Genomic DNA, 15,644 nt, shown 5'->3' with positions numbered 1-15,644 from the left:
TGTTCCATGAACTGATTCTGCGCTACGGCCACAATGAGATGTTCACGGCACTCATCCCTCCCATCAGTGCCGTGCTGGAAGGTCGCACCGCCCACGGACTCCAGCCTGATCTTCCGGAACGTGCTGCCCTGGATAATCACGATAAGCTTGCCGACGCCATCGTCGCCCGCGATGCTGACGGTGCGGAAGCCGCCTCCCGCGAGATCCTCAACGAGGTCCGTGACACGCTGTCTTCCCTGACTTAAACATCTCAGAGAGAGCAAAAGACCCGCTGTGAAGGACTTCCCTTCACAGCGGGTCTTTCAGGTTAGTGCTTAGAGCATACAGCTGACACAGCCGTCGATCTCGGTGCCTTCCAGGGCAACCTGACGCAGACGGATGTAGTACAGGGTCTTGATGCCCTTACGCCATGCGTAGATCTGTGCGCGGTTAATGTCACGTGTGGTGGCGGTGTCCTTGAAGAACAGGGTCAGTGAGAGACCCTGGTCAACGTACTTGGTGGCGACAGCGTAAGTGTCGATGGCCTTTTCATAGCCGATCTCATACGCATCCTGGAAGTACTCCAGGTTGTCGTTGTCCATGTGTGGTGCCGGGTAGTAGACGCGGCCGATCTTGCCTTCCTTACGGATCTCGATCTTGGATGCGATCGGGTGGATCGAGGAGGTCGAGTTGTTGATATAAGAAATGGAACCGGTTGGTGGCACTGCCTGCAGGTAGCGGTTGAACAGGCCATGTTCCATGACATCAGCCTTGAGCTGTGCCCACTCCTCCGCGCTTGGGGTGTGGATGGTGGAGTTCTCGAACAGGCTCTTCACCTTATCGGTGCGTGGTACGAAATCTGCCGGGTCGAAGCCGTCGAAGTACACGCCTGAGGCGTAATCGGAGTTCTCGAAGTTGGCGAAGCGCTGGCCGCGCTCGCGTGCGATCTTGTTGGATGCACGGAGGCACTGGTAGAGCACTGCTGCGAAGTAGGCGTTAGTGAAGTCCAGGCCTTCCTCCGATCCATAATGGATGTGCTCGCGGCCGAGGTAGCCGTGCAGGTTCATCTGACCCAGGCCAATGGCGTGGGCTGCTTCATTGCCCTTGCGGATCGAGGGAACAGAATCAATGCTGGTCTGCTCGGACACCGCGGTCAGACCACGGATGGCAGTCTCAATGGTGCTGGAGAAGTTCGGGGAGTCCATCGCCATGGCAATGTTCAGGGAACCCAGGTTGCAGGAGATGTCCTCGCCGACCTCGTCGTAGTTGAGGTCATCGTGGTAGGTGGACGGGGTGGAAACCTGCAGGATCTCAGAGCAGAGGTTGGAATGGGTGACTCGGCCTTCGATCGGGTTGTTATTGTTCACGGTGTCCTCGTACATGATGTACGGGTAACCGGACTCGAACTGGATCTCTGCCAGGGTCTGGAAGAACTGGCGGGCGTTGATCTTGGTCTTGCGGATGCGATCGTCTTCGACCATCTCATCGTAGTGCTCGGTGACTGAGATGTCTGCGAAAGCCTTGCCGTAGATGCGCTCGACGTCATACGGGGAGAAGAGGTACATGTCGTCGTTACGCTTGGCCAGCTCAAAGGTGATGTCCGGGATGACAACGCCCAGGGAGAGGGTCTTGATGCGGATCTTCTCATCGGCATTCTCACGCTTGGTGTCCAGGAAGGACATGATGTCCGGGTGGTGGGCGTTGAGGTAGACCGCGCCGGCACCCTGACGGGCGCCCAGCTGGTTGGCGTAGGAGAAGGCATCTTCCAGCAGCTTCATCACAGGGATGACGCCGGAGGACTGGTTCTCGATCTTCTTGATCGGAGCACCCGCCTCACGGAGGTTGGACAGCAAGAGCGCCACGCCGCCGCCGCGCTTGGACAGCTGGAGTGCGGAGTTGATGGCGCGACCGATGGACTCCATGTTGTCCTCGATGCGCAGCAGGAAGCAGGACACCGGCTCGCCGCGCTGTGCCTTGCCTGAGTTCAGGAAGGTCGGGGTGGCTGGCTGGAAGCGACCGGTCATGATCTCATCAACCAGGTTCTCGGCAACAGCCTTATCGCCGTCAGCAAGGGTGAGGGCAACCATGCAGACACGGTCTTCGAAACGCTCGAGGTAACGACGTCCATCGAAGGTCTTCAGGGTGTAAGAAGTGTAGTACTTGTAGGCACCCAGGAATGACTGGAAGCGGAATTTATAGGAATAAGCACGCTTGAACAGGGACTTTACATACTCGAAATCATACTTATCCAGGATGATCGGGTCATAGTAGTTGTTCTCAACCAGGTAGTCCAGCTTCTCGTGGAGGTTGTGGAAGAAGACGGTGTTCTGATTGACATGCTGAAGGAAATACTGGTTCGCGGCCTCGCGGTCCTTTTCGAACTGGATCTTTCCGTCATCATCGTAGAGGTTGAGCAGCGCGTTGAGAGCGTGGAAGTCCATCTGGTCTCCGCGTGGTACGACAGTTGTTCCCGAAGCAGTCAAAGGAATAGTCCCTTTCAAAAGATCTTTAAATAATGTAGGTCAGTATAGGGCCGGTTTCTGGTGAACCGGCCAGCATCCTTGAGGGAGCACGTGGTGCTTCTACCCCTCTCATGATGCCGGAGGATTTAGTCCAGCGCTAATGCCGCAACGGATTCAGGGACAGGCCCCAATCCGAGGGTTTCCGCGTTCTGGATGAGCCCACCGCGGAGGATCCGGACGTCTTCCTCATTACCCATGAGTTCAAACCGGTAGACATATGGAACTTTACATTTCTTGGCGATGACTTCGCCGGCAAGACCGAAGTCTGTTCCGAAGTTGGAGTTTCCGCCGGCGACAACCGCCCGGATGAAACTACGGTTGTGTTCATCGTTGAGAAAGCGGATGACCTGTGGTGGCACCGGACGGGAGTTCTTCCCGGTCATGGTCACGCCCCCACCATAGGTGGGAACCACCAGGACATAGGGTTCGTCCACGGACAACGGCTCTTCCGCCTTGGTCAGTGGGATTCGTACATTGGGTAGGCCGAGCTTCTGCACGAACCTGTGAGTGTTGTCGGTGACCGATGAGAAGTACACAACGAGCATCCCCGAACTCACTTCCCTTCTAAAGCACTCGCACTGTGACCGACAGTGCGCACGGGCCAGACGTTGTCCTTGTACAAGGACAACCCCGGGAACATGGTTTCCCCCATCAAAGCACGGGGCAAGAAATACAAAACGCCGCCGACGAAGGCGACGTGGAGCACGCGACTGGGTGCCTGGAGTTTCTCACAGGCAGCTTCCATGATGGAGGTCTCCACTCTAGCGGAGACCTCCGGGTGTCCTAGGCGACTACTGCAGCCATCTCACGGATGCGCTCTGGGCGGAAGCCGGACCAGTGCTCTGCACCGGTGACCACGACTGGAGCCTGGAGATAACCCAGGGCCAGGACATATTCGCGGGCTTCTTCATCAAGGCTGATGTCTACGAGCTCATAATCCAGACCTGCGCGGTCGAGCGCCTTCTTGGTGGCAACGCACTGGACGCAAGCTGGCTTGGTGTAAACGGTAATGGCCATGTCTTCGGACCCTTTTCCCTTTCGGTTTTCAGCCTAGATATAAGGCCTAGACCTACTGTCACTGGTGTGATTTTTTAAAGTTTTCAAGCCTTCTTCTGGCTGTTGATCCGCCAGGTTCCGAGTACTTTCCGCCCATGCGGTGTGTTCCTCGAGGCACAACACAGACACTATACTTTGTGGTGAATAAGCGCAAGGAGCACTACATATAGTAGTTACACCGTGAGTATTCCCAGCACATCACTTCTTCAGCCCCCACATGTTGCGCTTGGCTTCGCCGGTGAAGCATCTGCACGTAACTACAAAGATGTTATTTGCACAGTTCGTCCAGTGGGCACCCTTGTCCACGTTATTAAATCGTTAGAAACATCACATGGACGAGGGGTTAAAAGCTATGCCACTTCCACAATGAAAACGGCAACAATCACCAAACAGAAGTCGCCTTATCGGTGAGCGGACATGAAGAAGCCACCGCCACCCCTGGAAGACCAGGCGTGACAGTGGCTTGTTTCAGTATTACCGGGGAGAATTATCCCTGGCGAGCCTTGAAACGTGGCTCCTTCTTGTTGATCACGTAGACTTTGCCACGGCGACGCACGACCTGGGCGCCCGGCTTGTTCTTCAGCGACCGAAGGGAATTGCGTACCTTCATTCGGGCGCTCCTTTCTCTCATGCGCTATAAGGCTATTTGGGCTAGGTGGATGTAGCGAAAAATCCGCTCGTCACACCAGCTATGACACGAGGAACCATCTTAATCGAAATGCCAGCTAAACACCAAACCCCGCCTCATTGCGGTTAAGTTCAACGCTGCAGAAAGGGATTCAAGCCTACGATAATGACTATGACTGATACTCGCTCAAAGATTATCTCACAACTGTCCACTACTTCCCGCATCGTACCTGCCGAGGAGGTGGAAGCCCGTGTGCAATTTCTCGTGGATTATCTCCGGCTCTCCCGTGCCAGGGGCTTTGTTCTCGGTATTTCCGGCGGGCAGGATTCCACCATCGCAGGCAAGCTCGCACAGCTGGCAGTCGAGCGCATCCGTGAGCAGGACGGGAGCGATCACAAGTTCTACGCGGTCCGACTCCCCTATGGCATACAGGTCGATGAGGAAGACGCAATGATCGCCCTGGAGTTCATCCAACCGGATGTCAACATCAGCATCAATATCAAGGAGGCAACCGACGCCATGTCTGCTGCCACTGAAGCTGCTCTTGCTATCGATGAGCTGGGAGACTTCAACAAGGGCAATGTGAAGGCTCGTCAGCGCATGGTTGCTCAATATGCCATCGCCGGTGAGCGTGGGCTGCTGGTCATCGGCACTGATCATGCGGCAGAGAATGTCACCGGATTCTTCACCAAGTTCGGTGACGGTGCTGCTGATGTTCTCCCACTGGCCGGACTAACCAAACGCCAGGGAGCCTCCCTTCTGGATCATCTCGGTGCTCCGGATTCCACCTGGACAAAGGTTCCCACCGCGGATCTAGAGGAGGACCGTCCGGCGCTACCTGATGAGGAAGCACTGGGGGTCACCTACGGTGAGATCGACAACTACCTGGAGGGCACCGAAAAGGTCTCTCCGGAGGCTGCCGCACGCATTGAACAGCTCTGGAAGGTGGGCCAACATAAACGCCACCTGCCTGCCACCCCACAGGATCAGTGGTGGAGAAACTAAAGAGCACCAGAATCTAACCAAATAGCTCGATGGTGTCCTGCGCTGCACCGATCCGCGCCTGCCCGTCCAGCACAACCAGCCTTCAGGGAGTGGATTGCTCGCTTGGCCACCGGCGCGGGTCCGCTCCAGGTGAGGGCGCACCAAAATCTGTTTCTGGGTGTCCACCGTGGCCTGCGGGATCCATCATGACTGGGCCGGTGTCCCCGGGGAGGCGGGCTGCACGCCGCTGAGGTGTGAGCGTCGATAAGCTTTTTCTGCAAAGGGCAACACCCGCTGAGCGGTGCAGAAACCACCCCAGCGGTCGGTCAGTGCGCACCCCTGGCACTGAGTGCCGATACAGTTCGGCCCCTCCCAGCCAGGCGGGTGGGAAGGCGGGTGCTCCCGGTGGATACCTGCCAGCTCGGGACTGGCGGTGCGGGCAGCCTCCGGGGTGTGGCGGGCTGGTTGGATACAGGTTGGGATTCCTCAACACCGACGACTCCAGACGGCGGCCCCAGCCAGTGTTGACTGGGGGGGACTCGTCAGTCTTTAGTAAATACTCTCACCGGACTAGTAGCGCTCTGGTTCCTCACCGAGCTGGAATTCACGGCCGGTGGTCTCCGCTGGGCTGATGCGGACGTAATTGTACTTCAGGGTCGGGATCCAGGGCTTGAGATCAAGGGTATCCAGGTGGGTGATCTCTGCGGGGTCCTGCACCACTTCAGCGGTGCCGCGGACGATCACGGACCAGGCGGTGTCAGCGTTGACATCATCGACTTCAAACAGGACGTCCTGGTTGAGGCTGATGGTGAAGAGCTTGCTGCCTTCGGCAGTGCGGAAGTAGAGGGCTTCACCATCCTGGATGTAGTTGACCGGGAAGATGTCAATATCATCACTGCGACGGACAACAATGCGTCCCAGGGTGACCGAATTGAGGCGCTCCCGCGATTCCTGTTCGTTGAGGTTCTTGACCGGACCGTTGATCTCTGGCATTTAAAAACACTCCCTTGTGTCAAAGGTGACTGAAGAAACTACCGCTAATATGAAAAGGTTTTCCAACAGCCAGTTTACCTGTTTTCAGCAGGTCTAGTGCACCTTCACGGCGGTACGACCATGTAGTTTTCCGTTCATGAGATCCTCGCCCGCCTGGGGCACATCTGCCAGATCGATGACGGTTGTCATGGCGTCAAGCATCTCTACATCAAGGTGTTCAGAAAGCAGTGACCAGGCACGTCGTCGCAGTTCACGGGGAGCATCCACGGAGTTGATGCCCACCAGGTGGACGCCGCGGAGGATGAAGGGGAGGACCGTTGCCGGAAGATCTGCACCCTGTGCCAGGCCACAGGCGGTGACAATTCCACCCCACTTTGTCTGCGCCAAGGCGTTGACAAGTGTGTGCGATCCCACTGAATCCACCACACCTGCCCAGCGTGCTTTCTGCAGGGGGCGTCCCTGCTCGGACAGTTCTGCACGTTCCATGATCTCTGAGGCACCCAGCCCCTTGAGATAATCTGCGTGCTCCTCCTTGCGGCCTGTCACCGCCACGGTGGTGTAGCCGAGTTGGTGGAGCAGGTGGAGGGCAATGGACCCCACCCCGCCGGTGGAACCGGTCACCAGGATCTCCCCATCTTCTGGCTTCACATCCTGGCGGAGCAGTGCATCAACGCTCAGTGCTGCGGTGTAGCCAGCGGTGCCCAGCGCACCAACCTGTTGCGCGGAGAAGTTATAGGGGATGTGGAGGGTGGATTCAGAGTCCACCCAGAGCCGCTGGGTGTAGCCACCGTGGCGGCTCTCCCCCAAGCCTGCGCCATTGAGCACCACTTCATCACCACGAGCAAAACGGTCATTGCGGGATTCAATGACGGTGCCCACTGCGTCAATTCCGGGGATCAATGGCAATGTGCGCACCACGCCTTTATCCCCACGCAGTGCCATCGCGTCCTTGTAGTTCAGGCTGGACCATCCGACCTCAATGAGAAGGTCACCGGCGCCCAGGAACTCCGGTTGAGAGGCGGTGTCGGTGTAGTCAACAGCCACACCTGTATCTTTCCCACCATTCGAGGAGACGATAATGCTGTTGATCTTGCCTGGATTGTTGACAGTTGCTGGAGTCATAGGCACCGAGTGTAGTGAAAATACCGGTGCGTCAACCAGAGAAAGACACTCCTCAGTCACTTCCCCGACTCAGGGTTGTGGGTATGCATCTTGATGCCCGCTTCGTTGAAGATGCTCAGGATCTCCGCCTTCTTCCCATCTGCTGCGCACATGGCATGGGGTGTGCGAGTATCAAATTCCGCTGCCTCACCGCGCTCAAGTGTCATGTCGCGGTCCCCCAGGAACAGTCGGACCCTGCCGGAGAGAACATAGAACCATTCAAAACCCTCATGCACACGCAGGGGAGGAACTTCTGTGGTGGGGGGATAGGTGATCTTGTAGGTCGCCACCGGTGCCCCCTCAGGTGCCAGTGGAGCGATGACCATTCCATCCTTCTTCACCACCGGGCGGCGGACCCTGGGGTCACGCTGTTCCACAAACACGAGATCATCAAGGCTTACTCCGAGCCTACGGGTCAACGGCAGGAGCAGTTCCAGACTGGCCTGGCGTTTCCCCGACTCCAGACGTGAGAGGGTACTGGCGGACATTCCGGCGTCCGCAGCCAGCTCCTCCAGCGTTAATCCCCGGCCCTGTCGCGCCACACGCAGACGCATCCCCACCTGTTTCAGTTCCTGATTCATCCTGCACCCTTGACCACTTCTTGCCATTTCGGCAAATTGTATTGCTATTTACACATATTGTGCCACATAATGTCACCATGCACACTCACCGATACGATGTCATCATCGCCGGCGGCGGACCCGCCGGACTCTCAGCAGCACTCATGCTCACCCGCGCACGCCGCAAGGTCCTCATCATCGATGCAGGCAAACCACGCAATCGCTTCGCCACCCACATGCATGGCGTTCTGGGCCACGAAGGTCTCCCACCACAGGACCTGCTGATCAAGGGCCGTGAAGAAGTCTCAAGCTTCGGCGGTGAATTCCTCGATGCCACCATCACCGACATCACCACCAACCACAAGGGCCTGAACATCACCACTGATGACGGCACCGACCACTTCGCCTCCGCCTTCATCCTGGCCACCGGCGTCACCGATGAGATCGCGGACATCCCCGGCCTTGCTGAACGCTGGGGATCCACCGTCCTGCACTGCCCCTACTGTCACGGCCACGAGGTCGCCGGCAAGCGCATCGGCTTCCTCGCCTCTTCTCCAATGAGCCTGCACATGGCAGAGCTGCTGCGCCAGTGGAGCCCGGACCTCACCATCTTCACCGACGGTCTTGAGCTTTCAGAAGAAACCGAACACCGCCTGCGCTCCCGCGGCTTGAAGCTCGAGCCGCGTGCTGTCCAGGAGATCACCGGGGTCAGCGACGCGGTGCTTATCGACGACCACCTGGTCCCCCTCGACGCCATCTTCACCGTCTCCCAGCCACGCCCCAATGATCAGCTTCTTATACACCTCGACCTGGAACGTGAAGAGTCCCCCTTCGGGTCCTTCCTCAAGGTTGACGGCATGAACAAAACCAGCCACGACCGCATCTGGGCCGTGGGCAATGTGGCCAGCTCCCACGCTAATGTTCCACAGTCCATGGGGGCTGGCTCCTTCACCGGCGCCGCAGTCAACGCCACCCTGGTCTCCCTGGAATTCGATGATGCCGCCCGCACCCCGGTGCAGTTCTGGGAAGACCACTATGCCGCAGCACCACAGGTATGGTCCGGCAAGGTAAACAAGGTGCTCTCAGAGGTCGCTCCCACCCTCACACCAGGCAAGGCACTCGACCTGGGCTGCGGCGAAGGTGCCGATGTGAACTGGTTGGCGCAACAGGGCTGGCAGGCCGTGGGCATTGACATCTCTCCCACCGCCATCGAACGCGCCAAGGAACATGCCGTACCCGGCGCAGAGTTTCGCACAGCAGACCTCACCGATCTGCCTGAGGGTGAATTCGATCTGATCAGTGCCAGTTTCTTCCACTCACCTGTGGAACTGGCCCGCACAGGCATCCTCAAGGGTGTGATGGAGCGCATCACCCCTGGTGGGCATCTGCTCATCACCTCCCATGTGGCTCCCCCTGCCTGGGTGAAGGACAAGCATGCACACCATGGCAAGATGTTCGCCCCTGCTGAGGAGCTGGAGTTCCTGGAACCCACCGATGATGAGTGGGAAGTGATCCTGTCGGAGACGCGTTCCCGCCCGATCACCGCACCGGATGGTTCACCATCTTCCATTGATGACGGAGTTGTCCTGGTTCGTCGCCGCTAGGGAACAAAGAAACCCGCTTACAGAAACTTCTGTAAGCGGGTTTAAAAGTGGAGCTAACGGGATTCGAACCCGTGACCCCCACACTGCCAGTGTGGTGCGCTACCAGCTGCGCCATAGCCCCTTGTTTGGGTATTCAATTATTAGGCCCTAAGACCTAGTGGAGCTAACGGGATTCGAACCCGTGACCCCCACACTGCCAGTGTGGTGCGCTACCAGCTGCGCCATAGCCCCGTTTTTCAACATACGTTAATCTACATCTCACCGGGCGTTTTATCCAAATCGGCAGGTTGTTCGGTCAAAAACCTACACCCTAATTTTGTGGGAGGCCGGCTTGACACTGCGGATGACACTCAACAAGGAGAGGGATCGACGCTGGACGCCTCTCCCAACGTCAGCCATTACACGTTTCCGCCATGCCTTGAGGATTTTCCCTCGGCGCACGGCTATAAGACAAGGGGCGGGATGTGACCACCGGTTTCATGATCAACGTGGTCGATAATTTCAGCACACCGGGAAGATGCGTCAACGACTGATCATAGAGCTATTGAAAAGCAGCGAGATCCGCTGTGGACACACGCACCAAAAAGTCCGGGTCCCCGAACAGTCGGTCAGCCTCGGCAACCTCCGGGATCGCAGCGAGGGCATCCTCAAACTGCTGGAGAACCTGCCCTCCGCCCTCCCTCATGGTGATAAAGATCAGGGCCTGAAAGCCCAGGCCGACAGCCTGGGGATTGATCTTCGCTGCATATCCCTCAATCACCCCAGCGGCCTCCAAGTACCGCAATCGACGGTGACAGGCTGACACACTCAACCGTGCCTGATCCGCCAGCGCCGTCACTGTGATCCTCCCGTCCTCCTAGAGGAGAGAAAGAATTTTCCGGTCCACCTTGTCCATGTGGGAAATCTTCCCACAATAGTGGCGATTAAGTGGAAAAGTAGAGAATATTTCCCCCCTGAACTGGTCTATTCTTTTCCTGTGGCAGATTAAGCAGGAAGAAGGGGATACCTGGATCTGGGTTTAGCCTTTGGTTTTGGGGTGTCTCGGCATTGTTGTGTCTGACTCCCGGTGCTGATTGGGCTTATACGATGGCTTCGGCATTGAAGAACAGGTCACCGCTGCCTGCGGTGGGTGGGTTGCTCAGTGGACATATCCTCGCCGTCGTAGTGGTCGCGGCAGGAGTTGGCACGATTGTTTCCGGGATGCCGTGGGTGTTAACTGTGCTGACCATTGCCGGTGCGCTCTACCTGATCTGGCTGGGCCTGGGAATGTTCCTTAACCCACCAGTGCCCAAACAAGGGGAGTTGATCGCGGAGGACACCATGGTCCGGCAGGTGGCTAAGGGCTTCGGTGTGAGCGGTCTCAACCCCAAGCTCTACCTCTTGGTCCTGGTGATCCTCCCGCAGTTTGTGGACCCTGAGCAGTCTCTACCTGTCGGGCTGCAGATGTTGCTGATCGGCATATTCCATGTCATCAACTGCGCACTGGTCTACACCGCTGTCGGATACGGTGCCCGGGCTGTATTGCGTACTCGAGCGGCGGCTGCACGGGCCGTGTCCTACCTCTCGGGTATCGCGATGATCTTCATCGGTGTCTTCCTGCTCCTTGAGCAGGTGATCGGAGGATAAAGGTGTGGTGATCAGCTGAATCCATAATCCGGTGGCAAACACTAATTCCAGTACGCACCCCAGGTAGAAACAAAAGTGTCCTCCTCCCCGGTCCGGGGAGGAGGACACTTAGCGAAGTGTAGAAAATTACTTCTGCTTGAGGTATTCAATCCACTGGTTGATGTCCTCGACAGGGAGGTCCTGTCCGTTCTGGACAACACGTGGGGAGGACACGGAGCCGGTCTGTTCGTTGAGAGTCTCGGCGTTGGCGGTGGCCAGCTCATTGGCGCGCTCATTGTTCTCGCCGGTGCGGATAGCATCTACGACGGAAGCATCGGCGCCCATCTGCTCAGCAGCGTCGGCGAAGTCATCCTCGCTCCACTGGTTGATCACATCGTCCTGGTGCTCGAGGAGGAGGGTGCGGTAGTTCCAGTACAGGTCAGCATCGCCAGCGTCAGCAACAGCCATGATGGCGGCAAGCGCACGGGTGGAGTGTCCCTCGGTGTTGCCACGGTCAAGGAAGTTGAGTGGGTGGATCTCAACAACCAGGTTGCCAGCTTCAATCTCTTCCTTCATGTCATCATCGGTGTTCTCCGCGAGTATGGCACAGAAGTTACAGCTGAAGTCCTCATAGAGCTGGACGACCTCAGCATCAGCGGTGTCAGCGGTGTCCGAAGCCAGGGTGATGCTGTTTTCATCCACGGTGGAGGTGATGGCGGTTTCCTCGAAGTCACGCTCAGCCACGAATGCGGTCTTCGCCCCCTGTCCGTTGACAACGATGTAGGCGACAACAGCAATTGCCACTACTACAACTGCGACCATTGCCCAGAGGAAAGCTTTGCTTCCTCCCTGATTCGGGTTTTGAACTTTGTTGCTCATGTGATGCTTTACCTTATTTCTTCCATCTTCTTTTAGACATGGACGTCCACGCCCGCGTCAGAGACCCTCCCGCTCAACAGATGCTTTTGAGAAAGGCCCCCTGTTATTTTCCGTCAACTGCACTCTTCAGGCGGCCATAGATAACACAACCACCTCAATCAGGCACGTCTTCAGACTTTAAACCATCGACGGGTTGTTTGACATGTCCACAACCCGCCGGAGGGAAATATCACAGCAAACTCCCCAGTTTCACGCCGGGGAGCTTGGAAACAACTGCCAGCTACTGGCCGAGCACCTGACTGACCAGAGCCTGGGCTTCCTTCTGAACCTGCCTCAGATGCTCTTCGCCCTTGAAGGACTCAGCGTAGATCTTGTACTTATCCTCTGTGCCGGATGGGCGTGCGGCAAACCAGGCGTTCTCGGTGGTCACCTTGAGGCCACCGATGGCAGCACCATTACCCGGCGCCTCGGTGAGCTTGGCAGTGATGGGTTCCCCTGCCAGCTCCGTGGCGGTGACCTGCTCTGGGGACAGAGCCTTCAGAATCGCCTTCTGCTCACGGTTGGCTTCCGCATCGGTACGGGCATAGGCCGGTGCACCGAATTCTTCTGCCAGTTCCTCATAACGCTGGGAAGGAGTCTTACCGGTGACAGCGATTATCTCTGCTGCCAGCAGGTCCAGGATGATGCCGTCCTTGTCGGTGGACCAGGTCCTGCCATCCATCCGCAGGAAGGAGGCACCTGCGGATTCCTCGCCACCAAAGCCGATCTCACCGGAGATCAGACCCGGCACAAACCACTTGAAGCCCACTGGGACCTCAACCAGCTGGCGGCCGAGCTTGGCCACCACGCGGTCGATCATGGAGGAGCTCACCAGGGTCTTGCCCACGGCGGTATCCTCGGACCAGCCCGGACGGTTAGCAAAGAGGTATTCGATGGCCACGGCCAGATAGTGATTCGGATTCATCAAGCCGGCATCCGGGGTGACAATGCCATGGCGGTCGGCATCAGCATCATTGCCGGTGGCCACATCAAATTTATCGCGGTTGTCAATGAGGGAAGCCATGGCGTGTGGGCTGGAGCAGTCCATGCGGATCTTGCCGTCGGTGTCCAGGGTCATGAAGCGGAAGGTCGCATCCACCTGGGGGTTGACCACGGTCAGGTCAAGATTATGGGTTTCTGCGATCGCACCCCAGTAGTCCACGGAGGCACCTCCCATGGGATCAGCACCGATGCGGACACCTGCCTTGCGGATCGCCTCAATGTTGACCACATTCGGCAGGTCAGCAATGTATATGCCCTTGAAGTCATAGGTTCCGGCACGCTCGTCGAGGACACCTGTGACAGGGATGCGCTTGACGTCGACAAGCCCACCACGCAGCAGCTCATTGGCACGGTTAGCGATCCAATCGGTGGCATCGGTATCTGCCGGGCCACCATTGGCCGGGTTGTATTTGAAGCCACCATCGCGCGGTGGGTTGTGGGAGGGGGTGATCACGATGCCGTCGGCAAAGGGACGGGAAGGGCCAGCTGCGCCGAAGATGATGCCTTCGTTGTGGCGCAGGATGGCATGGGACACCGCCGGGGTCGGAGTATAGCCACCCTCGGCGTCGACAAGCACCTCGACGTCATTGGCCAGGAGAACCTCAAGTGCCGAAACCATCGCAGGCTCAGACAATGCGTGGGTATCACGGCCGATGAAGATTGGCCCCACCCAGTTGGATGGCTTCTGATTGCGGTAATCCACGATCGCCTGGGTGGTGGCCAGGATGTGATGCTCGTTGAAGGCACTGTCCAGAGAGGAACCACGGTGGCCGGAGGTACCGAAGGCAACCTGCTGATCAGGATTCTCCACATCCGGGATGCGGGTGAAATATGCGGTGACAAGTTCCGCGATATCAATGAGATCCTCTGACTGTGCCAGCTGCCCGGCGCGCTCGTGTGCCATGTGTACCTGCTCCTTCAATGATGCGGTTTCAGCTCAATGCTTTCCATTCATCATTCCCTCAAAAACCTTCCTGCGCAGAAGTTGTGTTCAATTACATGCGGGTACAGTCTGATTTCATGCCGAATATATGGGAAGGCGTGGTGGTGGGTGCCGGCGCCGCACTGGGTGCATGCACCCGCCTGGCACTGACTTTGCTACTCGGTGCAGGGCTGTGGTCAGTCTTATCACTCAATGTGGGCGGTGCTTTCCTCATGGGCAGATACCGACCCGGCCCCTTCCTGGGTACGGGGTTCCTCGGTGGTTTCACCACCTTCTCTGCTTTTGCGGTGCTGCTCACCGAGATCCCTGTCATCCAGGGGGTCCTCTACATCGTGGTCACCGTGGCGGGATGCACCCTGGCCTGGTTGTTCGGCGACAGCAGAAGGCCGTCATGATCCTTGTCCTCATGGTTGCTGCAGGTGGTTTTGCCGGCGGTTTTCTACGCTGGTTTCTGGCCCGGCTCATGCCTGGGAAACCTGCGACATTTTCTGCCAACATACTGGCCTGCGTGGTGGCCGGGGCGGTACTGATCAGTAATTTCTCTGATCTTGGGAATGCACTTTTTGTCACCGGTTTCTGTGGGGCCCTGTCCACCTGGTCCACCCTGGCCCGGGAACTGGGGCAGCTGTGTAAGGAAAAACGTTGGGGCATCGCCCTCGGTTACGCCGGTACCACCATTGTCCTGGGTGTGATGGCGGTGCGGGCTGGATATCTGGGACGGGCACTTTTCTACGACCTGCCGGGGATCTGAACGGATTATACTCGGAAGACATGAACAACCGCTCCCTCATCTCACCGGTCCAGGCACGTCGACAGTTCCGTGACGGACTGGTGGAACCCACCTCCGGTTGGTCTTCCGGGTTTGCCCAGGCCAACCTGATTGCCCTGCCGCGTGAGCTCGCCTTTGACTTCCTGCTCTTTGCCCAACGCAATCCCAAGCCCTGCCCCGTCCTGGAGGTCCTTGGTGCCGGAGAAACCTTCGGAGGGATCTTCGGGGCATCCGCTGAGGAAGCTGATATTCGCACGGACGCGCCGCAGTACCGCATCTACCAGGACGGTGAACTGGTGGATTCCCCCACTGATGCCCATGAGTACTGGACTGATGACATGGTCAGTTTCCTCATCGGTTGTTCCTTCACCTTTGAACACCCGTTGCGTGAATCTGGGGTTCCGGTCCGCCATGTTGATGCTGGCCGCAATGTACCGATGTACCGCACCAACCTTGACTGCCGACCTGCCGGATCTTTAAGTGGTGAACTGGTGGTGTCCCTGCGCATGATCCCGGCATCCCAGGTGGCTGATGCTGTGCGGATTACCTCCCGCTACCCTGCGGTCCACGGTGCACCGGTGCATATTGGGGATCCTGGGTTGATTGGTATCACTGACCTGGAGAATCCTGACTTTGGAGATGCTCCGGTTCAGCAACCTGGAGATATACCAGTGTTCTGGGCCTGCGGTGTCACACCCCAGGCCATGGTGATGGCCTCCAAGCCTCCCCTGGCTATCACCCATGCTCCCGGGCACATGCTGATCACTGATGCGAGGGATCTACAGTTCCAGGTTCCTTAAATTTGTTGATCTGTGTGGGGGGGATTTACTCACAGAACAACACCTGGCCCACTAACTGAACGCCCTGATGGTCACCCACACCACCAGTCCAAGCGGAATCACTATGAACAGCAGGACGGC

Annotated in this window: 17 protein-coding genes, 2 tRNA genes and 1 pseudogene; 7 read left to right on the top strand and 13 right to left on the bottom strand. The window is 57.6% G+C overall.

The features are described 5' to 3' along the window. The coding region (locus tag Q0M74_RS08080; RefSeq protein ID WP_293953232.1) for a FadR/GntR family transcriptional regulator at positions 1-245 on the top strand (245 nt) is incomplete at its 5' end. A 69-nt stretch (positions 246-314) separates the two neighbouring features. On the opposite strand, the gene nrdE is transcribed toward Q0M74_RS08080, so the two are convergent. From nrdE to ykgO, 4 genes are all read right to left on the bottom strand, one after another. Then, positions 315-2,420: a class 1b ribonucleoside-diphosphate reductase subunit alpha gene (gene nrdE / locus Q0M74_RS08075; RefSeq protein ID WP_293953238.1), complete on the bottom strand. Its 2,106-nt coding sequence runs from the start codon at positions 2,418-2,420 to the stop codon at positions 315-317. 167 nt (positions 2,421-2,587) lie between these two features. Continuing rightward, positions 2,588-3,046: a class Ib ribonucleoside-diphosphate reductase assembly flavoprotein NrdI gene (nrdI, locus tag Q0M74_RS08070; protein ID WP_293953230.1), complete on the bottom strand. Its 459-nt coding sequence runs from the start codon at positions 3,044-3,046 to the stop codon at positions 2,588-2,590. Positions 3,047-3,284: 238 nt separating this feature from the next. Then, positions 3,285-3,518: a glutaredoxin-like protein NrdH gene (nrdH, locus tag Q0M74_RS08065; protein WP_293953228.1), complete on the bottom strand. Its 234-nt coding sequence runs from the start codon at positions 3,516-3,518 to the stop codon at positions 3,285-3,287. A 526-nt stretch (positions 3,519-4,044) separates the two neighbouring features. Beyond that, complete coding sequence (gene ykgO, locus Q0M74_RS08060) at positions 4,045-4,167, bottom strand: type B 50S ribosomal protein L36 (protein WP_003857945.1); 123 nt, start codon at positions 4,165-4,167, stop codon at positions 4,045-4,047. Positions 4,168-4,356: 189 nt separating this feature from the next. Between ykgO and nadE the strand changes: the two genes are divergently transcribed. Further along, on the top strand, positions 4,357-5,190 hold the full coding sequence (gene nadE / locus Q0M74_RS08055; protein ID WP_293953226.1) for an ammonia-dependent NAD(+) synthetase: 834 nt from the start codon (positions 4,357-4,359) through the stop codon (positions 5,188-5,190). Between the two features lie 549 nt (positions 5,191-5,739). Here the strand turns inward: nadE and Q0M74_RS08050 are convergent. The 3 genes from Q0M74_RS08050 to Q0M74_RS08040 all read right to left on the bottom strand — a co-directional run bounded on the left by Q0M74_RS08050 (position 5,740) and on the right by Q0M74_RS08040 (position 7,904). After that, positions 5,740-6,153 (bottom strand): pyridoxamine 5'-phosphate oxidase family protein, encoded by a 414-nt coding sequence (locus Q0M74_RS08050; RefSeq protein WP_293953236.1) that lies wholly within the window; start codon positions 6,151-6,153, stop codon positions 5,740-5,742. Between the two features lie 102 nt (positions 6,154-6,255). Beyond that, a complete protein-coding gene (locus tag Q0M74_RS08045; RefSeq protein WP_293953224.1) occupies positions 6,256-7,284 on the bottom strand; it encodes an MDR family oxidoreductase in 1,029 nt (342 codons plus the stop codon). 56 nt (positions 7,285-7,340) lie between these two features. Continuing rightward, positions 7,341-7,904 carry a helix-turn-helix domain-containing protein gene (locus tag Q0M74_RS08040; RefSeq protein WP_293953222.1) on the bottom strand — a complete coding sequence of 188 codons (564 nt, stop codon included), beginning with the start codon at positions 7,902-7,904 and terminating at the stop codon, positions 7,341-7,343. 77 nt (positions 7,905-7,981) lie between these two features. Here Q0M74_RS08040 and Q0M74_RS08035 point away from each other — a divergent pair, with 77 nt between their 5' ends. Beyond that, positions 7,982-9,487: a bifunctional NAD(P)/FAD-dependent oxidoreductase/class I SAM-dependent methyltransferase gene (locus Q0M74_RS08035; protein ID WP_293953220.1), complete on the top strand. Its 1,506-nt coding sequence runs from the start codon at positions 7,982-7,984 to the stop codon at positions 9,485-9,487. A 48-nt stretch (positions 9,488-9,535) separates the two neighbouring features. Here Q0M74_RS08035 and Q0M74_RS08030 read toward each other — a convergent pair. The 4 genes and pseudogenes from Q0M74_RS08030 to Q0M74_RS08015 all read right to left on the bottom strand — a co-directional run. After that, a tRNA-Ala gene (locus Q0M74_RS08030) sits at positions 9,536-9,608 on the bottom strand. A gap of 37 nt (positions 9,609-9,645) precedes the next feature. Next, positions 9,646-9,718 (bottom strand) — tRNA-Ala (locus Q0M74_RS08025). 310 nt (positions 9,719-10,028) lie between these two features. Then, positions 10,029-10,247 (bottom strand): Lrp/AsnC family transcriptional regulator, encoded by a 219-nt coding sequence (locus tag Q0M74_RS08020; RefSeq protein ID WP_293953218.1) that lies wholly within the window; start codon positions 10,245-10,247, stop codon positions 10,029-10,031. Between the two features lie 3 nt (positions 10,248-10,250). Beyond that, positions 10,251-10,331, bottom strand: a pseudogene (locus Q0M74_RS08015) (Lrp/AsnC family transcriptional regulator); the annotation flags it as partial. Between the two features lie 203 nt (positions 10,332-10,534). Here Q0M74_RS08015 and Q0M74_RS08010 point away from each other — a divergent pair. Further along, entirely contained in the window at positions 10,535-11,113 is a 579-nt protein-coding gene (locus Q0M74_RS08010) for a LysE family translocator (protein ID WP_293953216.1), read from the top strand. Between the two features lie 126 nt (positions 11,114-11,239). Here the strand turns inward: Q0M74_RS08010 and Q0M74_RS08005 are convergent, their stop codons facing one another. Together Q0M74_RS08005 and pgm are read right to left on the bottom strand one after the other, a co-directional pair. Next, a complete protein-coding gene (locus Q0M74_RS08005) occupies positions 11,240-11,971 on the bottom strand; it encodes a thioredoxin domain-containing protein (RefSeq protein WP_293953214.1) in 732 nt (243 codons plus the stop codon). A gap of 280 nt (positions 11,972-12,251) precedes the next feature. Next, positions 12,252-13,916 carry a phosphoglucomutase (alpha-D-glucose-1,6-bisphosphate-dependent) gene (pgm, locus tag Q0M74_RS08000; RefSeq protein WP_293953212.1) on the bottom strand — a complete coding sequence of 555 codons (1,665 nt, stop codon included), beginning with the start codon at positions 13,914-13,916 and terminating at the stop codon, positions 12,252-12,254. A gap of 116 nt (positions 13,917-14,032) precedes the next feature. Here pgm and Q0M74_RS07995 point away from each other — a divergent pair, with 116 nt between their 5' ends. The 3 genes from Q0M74_RS07995 to Q0M74_RS07985 are packed head-to-tail and all read left to right on the top strand — an operon-like array spanning position 14,033 to position 15,524. Continuing rightward, the gene (locus Q0M74_RS07995; protein WP_293953210.1) at positions 14,033-14,350 is read left to right on the top strand and encodes a fluoride efflux transporter family protein; all 318 of its coding nucleotides are present in this window, start codon (positions 14,033-14,035) and stop codon (positions 14,348-14,350) included. After that, a complete protein-coding gene (locus Q0M74_RS07990) occupies positions 14,350-14,706 on the top strand; it encodes a CrcB family protein (RefSeq protein WP_293953234.1) in 357 nt (118 codons plus the stop codon). Before Q0M74_RS07995 ends, Q0M74_RS07990 begins: the two co-directional genes overlap by 1 nt. Before the next feature lie 20 nt (positions 14,707-14,726). Continuing rightward, positions 14,727-15,524, top strand: coding sequence for a putative hydro-lyase (locus Q0M74_RS07985; protein ID WP_293953208.1), 798 nt, complete (start codon positions 14,727-14,729; stop codon positions 15,522-15,524). Positions 15,525-15,644: the final 120 nt, after the last annotated feature.

Origin of the sequence: uncultured Corynebacterium sp., assembly GCF_945649885.1 — a bacterium.
In the GTDB taxonomy this organism is placed as follows: domain Bacteria; phylum Actinomycetota; class Actinomycetes; order Mycobacteriales; family Mycobacteriaceae; genus Corynebacterium.
The sequence above is the reverse complement of the archived record's forward strand: the minus strand, read 5'-3'. Positions and strand labels throughout refer to the sequence as shown.